Origin of the sequence: Empedobacter sp. UBA5036 (genome assembly GCF_002415215.1) — a bacterium.
Taxonomy (GTDB): Bacteria; Bacteroidota; Bacteroidia; order Flavobacteriales; family Weeksellaceae; genus Empedobacter; species Empedobacter falsenii_B.
Window position 1 is genome coordinate 21,027 of sequence record NZ_DICC01000025.1, and the last position, 17,358, is coordinate 38,384.

Annotated in this window: 13 protein-coding genes; 1 reads left to right on the top strand and 12 read right to left on the bottom strand. The window is 32.9% G+C overall.

All coding sequences use genetic code 11. The features are described from left to right. Window positions 1-75 precede the first annotated feature (75 nt). Entirely contained in the window at window positions 76-402 is a 327-nt protein-coding gene (gldC, locus tag B4J88_RS04680) for a gliding motility protein GldC (RefSeq protein ID WP_038335027.1), read from the bottom strand. A 17-nt stretch (window positions 403-419) separates the two neighbouring features. Next, window positions 420-1,469, bottom strand: a complete 1,050-nt coding sequence (locus tag B4J88_RS04685; protein WP_125349894.1) for a gliding motility protein, GldB — start codon at window positions 1,467-1,469, stop codon at window positions 420-422. A gap of 100 nt (window positions 1,470-1,569) precedes the next feature. On the opposite strand from B4J88_RS04685, the gene nadE reads away from it, so the two are divergent. Next, the gene (nadE, locus tag B4J88_RS04690) at window positions 1,570-2,364 is read left to right on the top strand and encodes an NAD(+) synthase (protein WP_291066597.1); all 795 of its coding nucleotides are present in this window, start codon (window positions 1,570-1,572) and stop codon (window positions 2,362-2,364) included. Between the two features lie 105 nt (window positions 2,365-2,469). Here the strand turns inward: nadE and B4J88_RS04695 are convergent, their stop codons facing one another. The 10 genes from B4J88_RS04695 to ccoG all read right to left on the bottom strand — a co-directional run bounded on the left by B4J88_RS04695 (window position 2,470) and on the right by ccoG (window position 17,257). Then, window positions 2,470-2,949 carry an immunity 26/phosphotriesterase HocA family protein gene (locus tag B4J88_RS04695; RefSeq protein WP_219033847.1) on the bottom strand — a complete coding sequence of 160 codons (480 nt, stop codon included), beginning with the start codon at window positions 2,947-2,949 and terminating at the stop codon, window positions 2,470-2,472. A gap of 185 nt (window positions 2,950-3,134) precedes the next feature. Then, window positions 3,135-3,515: a VanZ family protein gene (locus B4J88_RS04700; RefSeq protein ID WP_084106902.1), complete on the bottom strand. Its 381-nt coding sequence runs from the start codon at window positions 3,513-3,515 to the stop codon at window positions 3,135-3,137. After that, a complete protein-coding gene (gene gcvH / locus B4J88_RS04705; RefSeq protein WP_280049050.1) occupies window positions 3,508-3,888 on the bottom strand; it encodes a glycine cleavage system protein GcvH in 381 nt (126 codons plus the stop codon). Before gcvH ends, B4J88_RS04700 begins: the two co-directional genes overlap by 8 nt. A gap of 20 nt (window positions 3,889-3,908) precedes the next feature. Then, entirely contained in the window at window positions 3,909-11,102 is a 7,194-nt protein-coding gene (sprA, locus tag B4J88_RS04710; RefSeq protein WP_291066603.1) for a cell surface protein SprA, read from the bottom strand. Beyond that, window positions 11,102-11,683 carry a Holliday junction branch migration protein RuvA gene (gene ruvA, locus B4J88_RS04715; RefSeq protein WP_219033851.1) on the bottom strand — a complete coding sequence of 194 codons (582 nt, stop codon included), beginning with the start codon at window positions 11,681-11,683 and terminating at the stop codon, window positions 11,102-11,104. Before ruvA ends, sprA begins: the two co-directional genes overlap by 1 nt. 158 nt (window positions 11,684-11,841) lie before the next feature. Beyond that, a complete protein-coding gene (locus B4J88_RS04720) occupies window positions 11,842-13,104 on the bottom strand; it encodes a serine hydrolase (RefSeq protein WP_291066604.1) in 1,263 nt (420 codons plus the stop codon). 240 nt (window positions 13,105-13,344) lie between these two features. Next, a complete protein-coding gene (locus tag B4J88_RS04725; RefSeq protein WP_286495313.1) occupies window positions 13,345-14,481 on the bottom strand; it encodes a helix-turn-helix domain-containing protein in 1,137 nt (378 codons plus the stop codon). Window positions 14,482-14,626: 145 nt separating this feature from the next. Next, window positions 14,627-15,343, bottom strand: coding sequence for a sulfite exporter TauE/SafE family protein (locus B4J88_RS04730; protein WP_219033852.1), 717 nt, complete (start codon window positions 15,341-15,343; stop codon window positions 14,627-14,629). Further along, on the bottom strand, window positions 15,328-15,771 hold the full coding sequence (locus B4J88_RS04735) for a FixH family protein (protein WP_114997963.1): 444 nt from the start codon (window positions 15,769-15,771) through the stop codon (window positions 15,328-15,330). Before B4J88_RS04735 ends, B4J88_RS04730 begins: the two co-directional genes overlap by 16 nt. Window positions 15,772-15,775: 4 nt before the next feature. Further along, on the bottom strand, window positions 15,776-17,257 hold the full coding sequence (gene ccoG, locus B4J88_RS04740) for a cytochrome c oxidase accessory protein CcoG (RefSeq protein ID WP_114997966.1): 1,482 nt from the start codon (window positions 17,255-17,257) through the stop codon (window positions 15,776-15,778). Window positions 17,258-17,358: the final 101 nt, after the last annotated feature.

Here is a 17,358-nt window from a genome sequence, read left to right on the forward strand (position 1 = left end):
AAAGATATAAAATAAGTCGAATTTCTAACCAAAATGTTACGAAATTCGACTTAAAGTTTTTATTTGGTTAAAATCTTAACCTTTAATTTTTGAAGCAATTGCGAATTCTTCTGCAAAAGCAGCGATTCTTTCTGCAACTTCTTTTTCCTCTGTTGCTCTTTCGTAAGAACTAGACATTGAAATTAAAATTTGGTGAAAGAAACGTTTCATATCATCTTGTGTCATTTCTTTTGTCCACAAATCGATACGCAAAGCCTCTTTTGCTTTATCATCCCAAACAGAAAGTAACATTGCTTTTGTTTCTTCGTGACTAATTCCACCGTCTGGTGCATTCCAAGTCATTTTTTCTGGTACGTGATTTTCGTCCAATTCAATCTCTACCGTAATATTTGTTGTTCTCATAACTTCTAATTATTAGTTTATTTCACAAAATGGTAAACTTTACCATCAATTGTTTTTGTTGTATAATTTGTTGAATTATTACTTTCTAAAGCTGGCTTATATTTAGAATCTTTGAAGATTTTTTGACCATCCATATCATCTAACAAAGCTTTCAATTCTACCTTCGGATTCTCTTTCATGTATTGGCGAATAATTTGCAAACCAATCCAAGCCGCAATTCTTCCTGGAGAATCTTGTTCTATTTCATTATTAAATTTTGAAAATGGACTAACTGCTAAAAAGCGTTTATCCAAAGAAGCATCTGAACTGAATACATAATTTTGCTCCACAAAAAAGTTCCAAATTTGACCTTCGTTCTCAATACACCACTGAATTTGTTCTGGCGTGTAACCAACTTTATATTCGTCCGGTGTATCTGTTAACAATGCATCTTGCAAAATCAATTTCTTCCCTTCATAAATCATTTTATCAATAAATAATTGATTTCTTGGGCTAAATGTTACCACATCATTCGCAATCGCATCAACAGCTTGAGAAGGCAAACGATTAAGATCTAAATTTGTGCGTAAATAACGTTCTACGCCAATGCTATCATATAATTTATTCTTTGACCCCAAATACGCATCCATCGCAATAAACATCAAGCCAGATTGCTGACTAAACATCACAGGATAATCTATATTTTGCAAACCTGATGAATAAGTATAAACCGTCGGAATTTTATATTCAGGAAAATAAAATTGGTAACGTTGAAACATCGGAGTTAACGATTCATTTAAGTTTTTAAAATCTCCAAAAACCTTTCGAGATTGTCCATAAATACTCAACTCTTCTTTATTACGACGTTGACTTTCCCATACGTCATCCGCAGTTTTTGCATCAAAAAAGAAAGGATAATCTTTTCGTAAAGCCGCTAAAGGAATCGAATCGTTAAAAAAATCTTGGCTGATATCATGAATATTCAACTGAACATTTTGTTCTTTGACATCCACTTCCCACGATTTTTCTTTTTTGCACGCAGTAAATAAAATTAAACTCGCAAAAGCTAAGCCATATACAAATTTCATTGCTTGGTTATTTAGCTAACAAAAATAGTAAAATAATCTGTAGTATTTTCAACCCTAATTTTTTTCATAATCTGCTATCTTTGAAATAAATTATTAAACTATGCAAACTGAAAAAGTTGTAGAATATATTGTTTCTTGGTTGAAAGATTATTTGGAAACAGCGCACCAAAAAGGCTTTGTGATTGGAATTTCGGGCGGAATTGATTCGGCTGTAACCTCAACGCTTTGTGCAATGACAGGTTATCCTTTGCTTAATTTGGAAATGCCAATTCATCAAGAAAAAAATCAAGCGGATAGAGCAAAACGTCATATTGAATGGTTAAAAAATAAGTTTTCGTCGCCAATCGATTCGATAGAAGTTGATTTAACCTCAACTTTTGACGCAATGGTTTCGGCTTTACCAGAAACAGAAACGACGGATAAAGTGAATTTAGCTTTGGCCAATACACGTTCTCGTTTGCGTATGGCAACGCTTTATTATTTTGCTGGTTTACACAATTATTTGGTTGCAGGAACTGGAAATAAAGTTGAAGATTTTGGCGTTGGTTTTTATACAAAATATGGTGATGGCGGTGTAGATCTTAGTCCTATTGCTGATTTAATGAAATCGGAAGTGTATAAAATTGCTGAGTTTTTAGGTATTAATACAGATATTCAAAAAGCAAAACCAACCGATGGTTTGTTTGGCGATGATCGTTCAGATGAAGATCAATTAGGAGCAAATTACGATGAATTGGAATGGGCGATGAAAGCGAAAGAAGCTGGAAAAACTGCAGATAAATTTGAAGGAAGAGAAAAGGAAGTTTTCGAAATTTACTCGAGATTAAATCGTATTAACCAACATAAAATGGTTCCGATTCCGATTTGTGATATTCCAGAAGAATTGATGAAGTAAGTAGCGGTAAGCAAAAATTATTTTTTATAGTTTAAAAGCAAGCGAAAGTTTGCTTTTTTTTTCAACTTTTTCTATAAAAAATGAACCTTTCATACATTTACAATCTTAAGGAAAAACTCTATTAAACAGTTCTCTATCATTCTCTAACCATACACAAGGAACATTATTATAGAAATCTCTTACTCTATCTTCAACATGGTTTTTATCCCAAACAGCTGCTCTTTCTAATCCTATGATTTCATTTTTTGTTATTGGAACTATCTCTCCTGTATTTGGATTATATAATTCAAAATTAGTTGGATTTAAAGCATCTTGAATAAAGTTCATTGGTAAAACCTCCAATTCTTTTCTTATATCTAATTTCCCTACTTTTGGCCATTCTCCTTTCGTAATAATTTGGTCAAAAACGGAAATTATAAATAATATTTTTTTATCTTTTAATAAGTTTAAATCTACTATTTTATCTACCGATTTATAATCAAAAAATACGTAACTCGATTTTCCTAAAATTTGAGCATATATATAGTACCTATTATCAATAGATATCTCTAGAATACTTCCTTTTGTTATTCTTTGGCTTTTCATATTAAATATTAATTACATAAAATTAATAAAAAATCTCAAAAAAAAATAAATTTTGGTTCTGTCATTCTGAATGTAGCGCTAGCGGAATGAAGAATCTAAGATTCCTCCTGACGTCGGAATGACATTTTCTTAGTTTACATTTGAGAAATCAAAAAAATATACTAAAAACAAAAAACTCAGTAATACTACTGAGTTTTTTTATGTTGTAAATAATATGTTATTGCAATATATGCGAGGGCGATTCCGGATAAGTTTGCCATTAAATCAACAAAATCAAAACTACGATGAAGCGATGTTAAAATTCCTTGTAAAATTTCGATAAGAAAACTTACCAAAAACGGAATTATCATCAAACGTAGATTTGTTATTTTGTATGCGACAAATAACAAAATCGTCATCATCCCAAACATTCCACAATGTACAACTTTATCAAAATTATCAATCTTAAAAAAGATTCCTAATTCTTCGATTGTACTTAATTTCGAGAAATTTTCTTGTGGAAGTAGCGTCAGATAAAACACTAACGCTACATACGCAAAGAATATTATTTTTTTTGTCTTATGCACCGATTAACTCTCCGTAAGCAGCTGCGTCTAATAAAGCATCTAATTGAGAAGCGTCTTCAATTTTTACTTTGATAATCCACCCTTTTCCATAAGGATCAGTGTTGATTAATTCTGGCTCACCTTCTAATTCAGTGTTAAATTCTACAACTTCACCGCTAATTGGCATAAATAAGTCAGAAACTGTTTTTACTGCTTCTACTGTTCCAAATACTTCTTCTTGACCTAAAGTTTCTCCTTCTGTTTCTACGTCAACATAAACAATATCTCCTAACTCTCCTTGTGCGAAAGCTGTAATACCGATTGTTGCAAAGTCTCCTTCTACAGAAATCCACTCGTGATCTTTACTGTACTTTAAATTGTTTGGAATGCTCATAATGTTTGTTTTATTGTTTTTTAATTTCCGAATGTAAAGGTAGCACTAAATCCGGCACGAATTTGAGAAATTGGAAAAGCTGTTGAAATTTTATATTTACTCATCATCTGATCCCAATAGAATCTCAAGTTCAAATTCTTACTTACGTTATAATCTGCCGTTATCTTAAACGTCATAATTCGCTGTCCACCTGTAATTTGCGAATCTCCATAAATACTTGTTGGTACGTTTGGATTTTGTACGTCATCAAAGTTATAAATTACTTTTCGAATTGTTGTTTGATTATCTCTTAATGAGAAATCTCCACGAATATTTAAGTCACCTTTGATTGTTTTCTGATTTCCTTGGTAACGAATTTTCATTTTGAAATCTTTGAAAATATACCCAAATCCAACAATATATTCAGATCCATAATCTTCTGTATACGTATAATTTGTTGTGCTTAATGATAATAAACGATCTCTGTTATATTGCGCACGTAATTGCATACTGTTACGGAATGTTAAATCCACTCCCAATAATGGTGAAAATGATTCGATCATCGTAACCGCTCCATATAAATTCTGTGTATAGAAGTTTCCATTTTCATCTTTACCAGTCACTTGTCCACCACCCATAATTCCTGTATCTAACATGAAGTTTGGATTAGACTGAATTCCTGTTGTTGTGTAAGTCGAATTATATGAACTCGAAACCTCAACATTATCAAAATATTTATTGATAATTGGAACAGATTTCAATCCTGTGTACGTTACGCGCCAGTTCGGAACCGGAATAGAACGATTGTATCCTAATTTAGACGAACCTGCATCTTTTCCTTGCACCGCCGCTAAAAATGCTGGTAAAAGTACATCAGAACTTCTTGCATTAAATCCTTCGTAATAACCAAGTCCATCTACATTTCCGCTACCTCTTTTTTGTGCTAAACGTCCAGAAATAGTTTTAGTATTTGTTAGGAATTGCTCAAAAATTGCATCTCCATCTTTGAAAGCTGTTTTGATATTTACGGTCGAAATATTAAGATTTGCTAATTCATCAATGTAAGGATTTTCGACTGCTAAATTGAATCCTGAATGATAAATACGACGATCTTTTGTACGTTTTGCACTCAAATCAATTCGTAAATCTGGAATAGGCTCAATTAAAGCAGTTCCATTAAAATCAGAACCTTTTGTAATTTGATATGCATCTGTCATCAATTCATCACCAACAATCAATCCTCTTTCGACTAATTGTCGTTTGATATCGAATTGCGTTCCATAAACAAAACCTAAAGTTGGTCCATTTTTACCATCAACACCAAAGAAACCTGGCTCATACAATAATCCTGGAATTACAGCTCCATTTGTCTGATTATACGTAAAATTAGCACGCTTTAGTGATGATAAAACCATCCAACCATAATCTTTTGCTGTAAATTTATGTTTGAATTTGTATGCTGATTTCTTATTTGTACGACGTTTTTTAGAGAATAAAGTTGTGTAAACTGTATTCAACGAATCTATTTCTGCACGACGACCTTTCAAGATCGAATCGTAACGTTTGTAACCTTTAAACTCTGGATAGAATTTCGTAAAATCTAAATCTCCCATCAAATTAATCGAATTCGAGTTTTGAGCTGTACCTCTACCTAAATTCGCAATTCGTGTTGATGTAGAACCATCAGGATTTGTAACTTCTGTCTCAAAATTTCTGTAAGCTGTAGAAGTTGCAATCCAGTTATAATTCGAAGTAAATCCAGCTTCAACATTCATCCAATTTAAATATGGGAAGAATTTTAAAGGTAATTTATAATTCACCTGAAATTGTTGATCATACTGAACTGGACGTCCAATTGTGAACATATTTTGCCAAATCATATCTTGATCTGCACGCTGGAAAGTTGTTCCATCATTCAACGTCATTGTCGAAGATGTTAAATCTAAACGCAACGATTTTGTCAAATCAAAACCTAAATTATATTGCCAATTGAACAAGAAATTGTTACTATATGTCGGACGAATTAAACTCGAAGAACTTCCTCCACCTAAATATTGACTGATATCTCGATATTGTCTTTCACTGTAGGTACGCGCAATCTCTGTACGGAAAGAGAAACGTGTTGGCAAAGGATTCACATTAAATTCACGAATAAATTGTAAATATTTTCCTGATTCCTCTTTTGGTTGAACCGCACGCCATTTTTTGAAAGGCTCGTACGATTTTCCTCTAAATCCGTAATTATAATTAATCGACGCTCTTAATTGTTGGTTGATGTTATATTGCGTATAAATATCACGGTAATAATTATCCGAATACATCATCGAAACTGAAAAGTTAGAAGGATCGTAAAAACGAACAGGATTGTTGTTATTTGTTGATCTAACTTTTCGAATGTTATTAAAAGCAAAACTTTTAAACTGTGTATAAGTACGAACAACTTTTTCTAATTCGGCTTTATTATGCGCTTCATCAAAAATAATATCATTGTCTAACGGATTATATTTTGGATCGACAAAACTTTCCTGAATTGTAAAATCGAACGGAATTTCCATTCCCCATTTCTTCGGTAAGAATTTGTCTAATTTTACTTGTGCATTCAACGCATATTGTAATGATTCGTCCTGATTACGATTTACAGGACCTTGATCTATCGCACCAAAACCTACAGAACTTGTGCTTCCAGAAACTTGTACATTCGCAAAATCACCTAAATTGAACTGAACATTTGCTGAAGCTGCATAACCACCTTGGTTATCAATTTCGCTTAAACGAAGTTCATTTACCCAAAGTAAAACTTCTTTATCAGACGGTCCAGAAGTGTTACGAACCCCAATCATAATTGAAGAGACATTACCCAATGTTGGACGACCCTTTACATAAACCGTTTTGTTTGGATTCTTTTGATCAAAAGCAAAATTGAAACGTTGCAATGTACTGAAACCATCAGCATCCCTTTGTTTTTTTGCATCTGTAAACAAATCTGTATTCAGATCGATAAAGTTTTCATCTGGCCAAATTGTGCTTTCTGTTGCAGAACTTTGTGGCGTATATTTCAACGGCATTTCATATTCATAGTAATTATCTGTATAATCACTACCTACACGAATAAATAACTTTGTACCATTATCAATCGCATTTGATGCTCTATCTAATAAGTTTTGAGCAGATACAAACATTTGCAACTTTTTGTATCGACGCAAATCTAAATTTGTATTCTTAAAAATAGCTTTTGAAGTACTTCCTGGTTTAAACTTCGCTTTCAGTGTCATCGAAGCTTCGTTCTGAGATTGATATCCCGTTGTTCCTTGAGTTTGTTCACGATAAACTCCAGGAGGAATCATATAACGAGGGCGATCTGTACCATTTCGTTCGATACTTACCTCACCAATTTCTAAATCATCAATATTTTTATCGTCTTCATAACCTTCTTGATTACTAATGATATAAGGATAAATGTTTTTTGTATAACGACGCCATTCAGAACGAACTAAATCAAAAGTACCAAAACGAAGAGTTGTTTCTTCCTCGAAACCTCGCATCACCATACGCATAAAACGAGCAGCTGTTAATACGCTTTCTGCTTGCGCAATAGACGCATCATTGTTTAACTCTTCTACTCCATCTCCGTCAAGATCTAAATCAAAGTTATCAACAGGAATACGAACTTGATACCATTTTACATCATGTTTCGTTTTGTCAGGAAATTCTCCCTGAACCGTTTTTCTTGCAACAATAAATTTATTGTTTGGATCTTCTAACGTTTGACGGTTAATTTTTAACGTATACTGATTATAGTTTTCTGTTTGATCTAAATTGAAATCACCATTGATATCTTCTGTATCTGGCGTTAAAGATGATGCATGTAAAGGATTATCCGTTGAATTGTTTCCTTGTGGATTTCTAAAATAACGATAACGATCTTGAACCGTATTCCCGATTGATGCACCTCTAAAGCGATCATCTAAGAAGAATAAATAATTATCATTCGCAGGATCTAATTCTCCTGTCACTAAATTATTACTCGTAATTCCATAACGTTGCGCTTCTTCCTCATCTGTTAATCCATTATACCCCAAATCTTGTTGTTTTCGGGCAGCTCCATTCGTATCAAAAGCATATAAAATTGGATTTAACTGAGGTGTTAATCCCCATTTAGAAGCAACAGTCGCCGCACCATTTCCAGAATAAGGCAATCCATTTTCGTACATCATTTCGCCGTCTTTTAAGACGTCTTCTGAAACATTTCCTAAATGTACCAATAACTCTCCTTCTCCACCTTTTCCATCTGCATAAGGATCCATCAACCAAAACTCGATGTATTCCACATTCGAATCTTTGAAGTTAGAAACTGAAATAGGACGCATAATTGCTCCCCAGTTTTTCGTGTCAACTGCATTTGGATTAACATTATAAGGTCCACGTTCTTGCGGATAGAATGTCATATCTAATGTGCTGATATACGAATTTGTACCAGCCATTACATCACGTTGATCAAAAAGCTCTTTTAACTTAATGCGACGTGCCATGTGTGTTGACATTTGTTGATCTGTTAAAGGCGAACTCCCTCCCATTCCATAAAAACGAGGATCAATAGAATACCATGATAACATACGACGACCATTGTTGAATGATAAATCGTCATTTTTCATTCCATTTGGGAAGAGCGGGTGGTAACCAGAAGCAGAATATCCAGCAGGTTTTCCTGGTGTTGATCCAAATTTCCATGAACCAACATCTAATAAACTAATGCGAGATTGTGCATCTTCGAAATCGTCTATATAAGAATAACCTCCCGTAACCTTGTTCATTCCTGGCATCAAATAAGCTGCCTCTGCCTGAACGCTAATGTTCGACATTTGATCAGTTTTGATTCCTGGAATTTTATTTGTTAAACGAGTTAACCACTCAGCTTCTGAGTTATATTGTGTATTAAGTCCAAAAATTGTGTTGTTCACAGGTTCTGAACCAAATTGTGTTTTTTGCGTAACTGGACGTTCTTGGTAATTAATTAAAGTTCCGCCTAACATCAATTTATCACTAAATTTATGCTCGACATTAATTCCCATGAAACGTTTTTTCTGTAAATTAAATGTTGATTGATTTTCTAAAGATACATTAATTGCTGCTCCAGAATTTTTCAATTGTTCGTTGATGATTTTTACTCGACCCAACTGATAATCTACCGTATAATCTACGCCTTCTGTCAACGTTGCTCCACCAGAAGTTACCTTAACAGAACCTTGTGGCACGTTGAAAGCACCCAACGGAATACCATCTGTCACCGTTCCTTTGTATCGACCTTCTAATGTATAACGATTGGCTAATTTTTCGCCAGAAAGTGTATTTGGTAATTGACGATAAATTTGATTGAAAACGTATTCTTGATTTTGACCTTGTAATTTATTGCTCAAATATTTACCAAAAGGCTCAACTGAAGTGAAAATAATATTTCCTCTTTCTGTATCAATAGTTAATCCTGATTGAAAATCGAACAAACCATCTCCTTTACTTCCGTCAGGATTTTGTTGTAATTGTCCGTTCGAATTTAATCTATCCATATTCAGAACTTGTAATAACGATTGTTCTGAAACAGCAGAATTTGGTAAATAATTTAATGTTCCCGATGATTCTTTACCATTATCTTTGAAATTAATATTCATCAAGAAATCTTCACTCGAAACACCATAAGCATTTAACGAATAAATATTTTTCATCATCAAATCCCACATTGGCGAAGCCACATTAACAGCAGAATTTGGTTTGATTAATTTCGCAATAATTGGTTTATCTGTCTCGCTCGACATCTGTCCAACTTTGTATAATTTTTTAGGATCAGAGCTTAACGAATATTGAAACGAAACCGCTAATAAATCTTCACCATCAACCAAAGGCGTATTCAAGGAAATGTATCCTAATTTTGGATAGAAAGTGAATTCGGAAGCATCAAGTTTACGAACATTTTCGTTGACGATAAAGTTTTCTCCATCCTGAAATTGTTCTCCATTGAAAGAATATCCGTTCAAATAACTTCTTGCATCACTAATCTTAGTAAAACCTTGAGAATTAATCTCATTAAATAAGGCATTACTACTATTTTGAGGCGCTGTATCACCTTCTGCAATATCTCGCAAAGCGATAATAGAACGTCTATTCTGTTGATTCCCTCCAGATTTATCAACTTTCCAAACCTCAATATTACTGATATTGATATTACTGTTAACTGCAGGATAATTTGCTAACGCTCTATCGTAACTATTTCTAAAAAATTGACCTAAGAAAAAGTGTCTATTGTATTCATATTTTTCGGCAGCGACTTTAAAATCAGTCATCACACCACCACCTTGAACCACGATATTTTTAGACTCCGAACGTTGCTCAGAAAAGACAGCCGATACATTTGTACGACCGAATTTAAGATCTGTTCTAACTCCAAAAAGTGACTGCGCACCCGTAATCAACGAAGTACTAAGTGGCATCGAAATATTACCAACCTCTATATTTTGTAGGATATCATCTTCACCTCCAAATGGATCCAATTTATTCCCCAAAGCCTTTCTCCACTGAAGTTTCATTTGATTTTCGAAGCCAAAACCAGCTTGCGTATCGTAATTTACTTTCATCTGAAGATTTTCTCCGACTTTCCCCAAAATACTCAATTGCATACGTTGGTTAAGATCCATTGTAAGCGTTTGACGGTTTTGTGGCAACAACATTGGGTTATCTATCTTTTGCAAGAAAACACCCAATTCTAAATTTGCATAACCTTGCGGAATCAATGAAATTTCTGATCCACCAAAAATAGTTTCGAAAGCTTTAGATTTCACCTTAAAACTTGGTAAAATACTTCCTTCTTTTTTTCCTTCCTTATCTCCAAAACGTTCTTCACGATAAAATTGATCGTTGGTTTGAGATTTTACTCGGAAATAATTTTTCATGTCTTGATTCTGAACCAAAGTCAGGTATTCTTGACGTGTCAAATAGATTGGCTCGGAAACTAAACTTGTTCCAATTTGAGGATATAAAATATACTGACGCTTTATCGCATCATATTGTACATCGTATTTTATTTGATTATCTAAAAACAATCCACCTTTTTGATCTCGGATAGGAAACTTAAGCGTATCACTTTCCTGAGCCATAACATCGCTCATAGTTCCCATTGCAAAAAGGAAACACAAAGCCGCTATAGTAGAGCCTTTACGAATAGTTTTTGGTTCGTTATGAATCTTCATTAAATTTTCTTCAAGGTTTCTTTTACTAAGAATTCCACGTCTGCATCTGGCTGATCTTGTAGGATTTTGTCCATGATTTTCTCCGCAGATTTTTTAGGAATTCCTAAAACTTCTAAAGCAGATAACGCTTCATTCTTAGATTTATTTTTAACCGAAGTAGAATTAACATCTAATATTAAATTTTGATCCAATTTATCTTTCAAGTCAATGATAATTCTTTGCGCTGTTTTAGCTCCAATTCCTTTTACACTTTGCAATAATCTGGCATCTTCTTGAGCGATTGCAGTTGCAATTTCTTTGGAAGAAAGTGTCGAAATAATCATCATTCCAGAAGCTGGACCAACACCGTTAACACTAATTAATTTCTGAAAAATTTCTCGTTCTAGTTTTGTTGCAAATCCATAAAGTATATGCGCATCTTCGCGAACGATCAAATGTGTAAAAATTGTAACCAATTCTTCGTGTTCTAAAGTAGAATATGTATTTAGTGAAATATTGACCCAATATCCGACCCCATTGCAATCTATTACAGCATTTGTTGGATAAATCTCGATTAATTTACCTCTTAATTGTGTTATCATTTTGACGTTTATTTAGTTACACTACATATAGTGATAACGTCAAAAATACGATTTATTTTGTAAGGATGAAAGTATTGATTTTAATGAAAGCCTTGTCAAGATTTAAATCTTAACAAGGCTTCAATTGATTTGAATTAAATATTTTGAGAAATCAATTTTTAGTTTTTTAACGCTTTAATTTTCTCAATCATTCTTTCGGCATTACCGTTGGTTCCGCCAAGGCTGATGGCTTTGTTGTACCATTCTAATGCCAAATCGTATTGCTTGTTAGTTAGATAAGCTTCGCCCAAACTATCAGCAACACTTGAGTTATTTGGAAACTCTTTTACAACCAATTGAAATATTTTTATCGACTCATTTATTTTGCCCGCTCGTAGAAATTCATAACCCAAAGTATTAAGTTCGATTGGATTTTCAAAACTATATTCTTTTTCGGAAGTATTTTTCAGTTGATAATAATTTTCAATCGCTTTATTGACGTCGGTTTGTGCTTCTTTTCTTAAAGCTTGGTAAACCGATTTTTTAGGAATTTCGAATGTTTTTCCTAGCATAATATCTCGAATGACATGTCCCAAATCCCAAACTTTATTCCGACTGTTGGATGCTAAAATGATAACGACATCGTTCTTCATATCATTTAACACCAAAGATTCAAATTTATAGGAAACACCGTTATGACGCTGCAACTCTTCATCTCTAAAATAATCTCCAAATGATCCACCTTGATGGTCTTTTGTGTAGGGATTATTCAATAATGTTTCAAAAGATTTTCTAGAAATTAAACGATTATGATTCATCGCATCAATCCATTTGTACATGTCATTAGTATCCAACCAAAGCCAACCGCTGACAAATTCCATTTCTGGACACCGAACATTATCCATATCATAGCAAGACGTTCGATTTTTATAACCAAATTTCGGATCAAACACGGAATTGTTCATTTTCAAAGGTTTTATAATATTTTTCGTAACAAAATCTTGGAAAGTCATTCTTGTTATCTTTTCAATAATTCTTCTTTGTAAAAAAACATTGCCGTTATCGTATCGGTAATCCTTTCCAGGTTCAAATAACAATGTATCTGTTTTTCTCAAAATCTTCCACGCTTCTTCATCGTTTTTCGGGACAATTAATCCATTTTCTATTCTGGGAATTCCGCTAGCATAATTAATCAAATGTCTGGTTGTTACTTTTTCCGACCATTTCGGCAAATCCAAATTATATTTCGAAATCGGGTCATCAAGCTTAAATTGACCACGTTCTACCAACATCAAAATCGCAACTGCATTAAACTCCTTTGCAATAGAACCAAAATTGAAAATTGAATTTTTCGTTAAAGATTTTTTCTTCATTTCATCAATAAAGCCAAAGGGATTTTTGATAGATAATTTTTCCTTTTTTGGCAACCAAAACATTTCCATTGAACAAATCTTTTTCGTAGGATTTAGTCATTAGTTCATTAATTTGATTGATTTCTGTTTTTTGTTCAACCGGCTTTTGAGCTGAAAGAAAATTGGAGAATAAAATACTTCATGATATTAAGACAATTATTTTTTTCATTGTAATTATATTTTAAAAACTTTCTGCAAAGCTGATCTAAAAAGCGTTGATACACGACCGATTAAAAAAAATCGAACGCATTTTCAGCAAATAATTTTATTTTACAAAGCTTCCTTTCTGTAATCGGTTGGTGTTTTTCCTGTATATTTTTTGAAGGATGTATTAAACGAAGATTTGGAATTAAATCCAACTTGATACAAAATTTCCAAAACGGTCAACTCTTTTTGAGTGCAATCTTTTAGAATTTGTATGGCTTTTTTAATTCGATATTCATTTACAAAATCAAAAAAATGTTTGTCCATGTACAAATTAATCAAAGCCGATAAATCTTTCACAGGCATATTTAATTGCTCTGCCAAATTCTGAATCGTTAAAGATGAATCGAGATAAGGTTCATTTTTAACCATAAAATCTTTTAATGATTCTATTTGATTATTTTTTTCGACGTCGATTTCTAGTGTAGATTTTTGCTTTGGAATAGCTTCCTTAATCGGTTGCAAATTTTCATTAACTCCTCGGAAAAAATCAGGATTATTTAATGCGACAAATAGATACCAACAAGTACAAACAAAAAAAGAAAAACCATCTAGCATCACAATCCATTCCCTCAATTCGCCGAAACCGTAAGTGAAAGTAATCACCCATCTTATCAATACTAAAAAATGTACAACGTAATATAGAATGGTGATTTTGTAAAGCGCATTAAACTTAGAAATATCAGGATTTGCATAATTTTCGAAATAGACTGTTTTCGATTTTCGAATTACCAAAAATGAAGCAATAAAATAGATTTGAAAAAGAACTTCGAACAGAATATAAAAAAAATTCATTATCGGCGAATCATTCAACTCATTTATGAAACTAATTTTTCCAGCCCTATCTTGAAAATAAATTCCATATGCCATATACAAATTGAACGCAACGAATGGAATAGTGTGCCACAAATACTTCGGTTTTAAACGGAATTTGTTAAAACTAACCGACAAAACATAGAAATAAAATGTTGCTGGAGCCAAATAATTAAAACTCCAACGGAAAGCTTCTAGGTTGATGTAATTCACAGGAAAATCACGCATCAAAAACTTCAATCCATCTGCAGCAGTTGTAAAAAGAAAAAAAGCAAGTAAGCAATTTGAAAGTTTGTGCTTACTTTTTACAGTTACCAAAAACAAGGCAAGCACAAGAACAAGGAAAACTCCTATAAAAGCAGCGATTTCTTTAAAAGTAAATTGGTCCATTTTTGTAAAACAAAATTCAAAAATACTAACGCAATGATTCTTTAATTTTTATGCAATAAAGGTATTAATATTAGATTTAAAAACTTAAAATGTGAAATAAAAAACTCTTTTTCTTGTTGCGAATTATTTGAATAAAAAATGATAATCACATACAATGCTCATCCATTCCATTTAGCTGAAGTGCTTCTTTGGCTGGTGAGATGAAAGGAATGTTTAATTCTAATCCGCGAAGGATAAATAATACACCCAAAATAAGTGTAATAATTGGTAAGATTTTTAAGATAGTTTGACGTTGTTTTACGGATAAAAAATTTCCAAATAAAACGGTTGCAAACATCAAAGGCAAAGTTCCAAATCCGAAGAAGAACATAAACATCGCACTTTTGTAAACTGATCCTAAACCAATGGCAGCTGTAAGTGAAGCATAAACCATTCCGCAAGGTAAAAGGCCATTTAATAGACCAACTATATAAAGTGAGGAAGAATCTTTCTTGATTAAGAATTTACCAAGAGAGAGTTTTACTTTTACCATCAAGGCGTTAACAGGGCGAAGTTGCGTAGCACCATTTTCGTAGAATTTTGGAATCATGACCATAATAATCATCAAAACTCCAATCAAAATACTTAAGTAATTTTGTAATCCAACAAATGAAAATGATTCACCAATCAATCCTAAAATTGCGCCTAAAATTGTATAAGTGGTTACACGTCCTAATTGATACGTCAAATTACGAAGTGTAAATTTTAGTTTGTTTTGAGATTCTAATCCCAAAGATAAAGCAATAGGCCCGCACATCCCCACGCAATGCAGGGACGATGTAAGACCTATGGATAATGCTATGATAACTATTGTGAAATCCATCGAATGGACTTTTTAATCAAATAAGTTTGATTATTTTCTTTCCAGCTTAAAGTTAATTCGTATTCTCCGTCAATTAACTTAACAGAAGGTACTAAGAAATTTTTTCTGTCTGATAATTTGATTGTTGTTTTAACGTCTTTGGTTTCGTTATCATTTCGCATCAAAAAAATATCTCCTTTAAAATCGGCAGCAGTAGTTGCTGGAAATTGAAATAAAAATCCATTTGCTTGTACAATAACTTCTGGTTTTTCGGCTAAAGTATTTGCACGTTTTTCAGCATTTATTTCATCCTGAAAATGAATTTCTTTTTCGTAATAATCCTCGGTTACCATTCCACCTGTATCTCCTGCAAAATATAACAATGATAGAATGAATATCATAAAACATCCCAAAGCAATTGCTACATAATGTCCCCAATTTAACTTCATATGATTAATATTTGAATGGAGCTGAGAAGCTCGTTTCGTATTTATCGATTACTTTTCCTTTTTGATTAACTAAGCCAATCACTACTTTTTCTTTGTACGATTTAACTTCATCCATTGGAATTTTCAAGAAGAATTTTCCTTGAATGATTTGACCTTTTTCCATGTTCAATTTATTTTCGCCTTCATACATTTCTACTTTTGAGTTTTTGTGTGATAGCAATTGAACAGTTACAATTTGATCTGCATTCGTTTTGTTGTACAATGTATACTCGAATTGATTAACGTAGTATTTTCCTTCTACCTTGTAATCTGTTCCAGGAACTTTAAGGTATTTAGATTCTACATCAGAACGAGAGAACAAGAATGCTGTCATTGCTCCAATTAATAATAATAAGGCAAATGTATAAGCTGCTAAACGTTTCGTGAATTTGAATTTTTCTCCACGTTTAATATCATCTTCAGAAGCATAACGAATCAATCCTGTTGGTAAACCAACTTTTTCCATTACTTCGTCACATGCATCAATACAAGCTGTACAGTTAACACATTCTAATTGGATACCGTTACGAATATCAATTCCAGTTGGACAAACAACTACACATTGACCACAATCTATACAATCTCCTTTTCCTTCTGCTTTACGGTCTTCGTTCTTTTTGAATTTTGCTCGACCAGCTGTTCCTTCACCACGTTTGAAATCATATGTTACATTGATTGTATGTGCATCAATTAATACGCCTTGGAAACGTCCGTAAGGACAAACCAATGTACATGCTTGTTCACGAAACCATGCAAAGATGAAATAGAAAGTAGCTGAGAAGAAAACCAATCCAACTAATGTTCCTACATTTTCTGCAGGACCTTCTTTTATTACATCATACAATGCATCAGCTCCAATAATATAAGCTAGGAATACATTTGCGATAATAAATGAAATGATTGCGAAGATGGTCCATTTCAGTAATTTTTTACGAATTTTTTCTTCGTCCCAATCTTGCTTATCTAATCTTATTTGTTTTGCTCTATCTCCTTCTATGGCGTATTCTATTTTTCGAAAAACCATTTCCAAGAAAATAGTTTGTGGACATACCCATCCACAAAATAAACGACCATAAGCCATGGTGAATAATACGATGAAAATAATTGTCGTGATCATTCCTAAAGCTAAAAGGAAGAAGTCTGATGTAAAAAATGGAAAACCAAATAAAATGAATTGACTGTGCAATACATCAAATTTGAACAATGGATTTCCATTAGGTAATTTAAAGAAAGGCGTTAAGATTAATATTGCTAACAATACATAACTTACATACGTCCTATAATTTGTAAACTTACCTTTTGGTTTTTTAGGGTAAACCCATTTACGCTCTCCTGTTCGCTCCATAGTTCCAATGGAAGTACGTACATCTTCGTTCATTTGGCTGTTTTCATCCAAATAATCGTCTAAATTAAATTCATCTTTTGGGTCAGAATTTTGAACACTCATTATAGTGAATTTTAAATATATACAAATTTACGACTAAAAAAGAAAAGAGAGCTTATAAATAAGCTCTCTTTCAATATGATATTTGTTGTAATTATTCAATC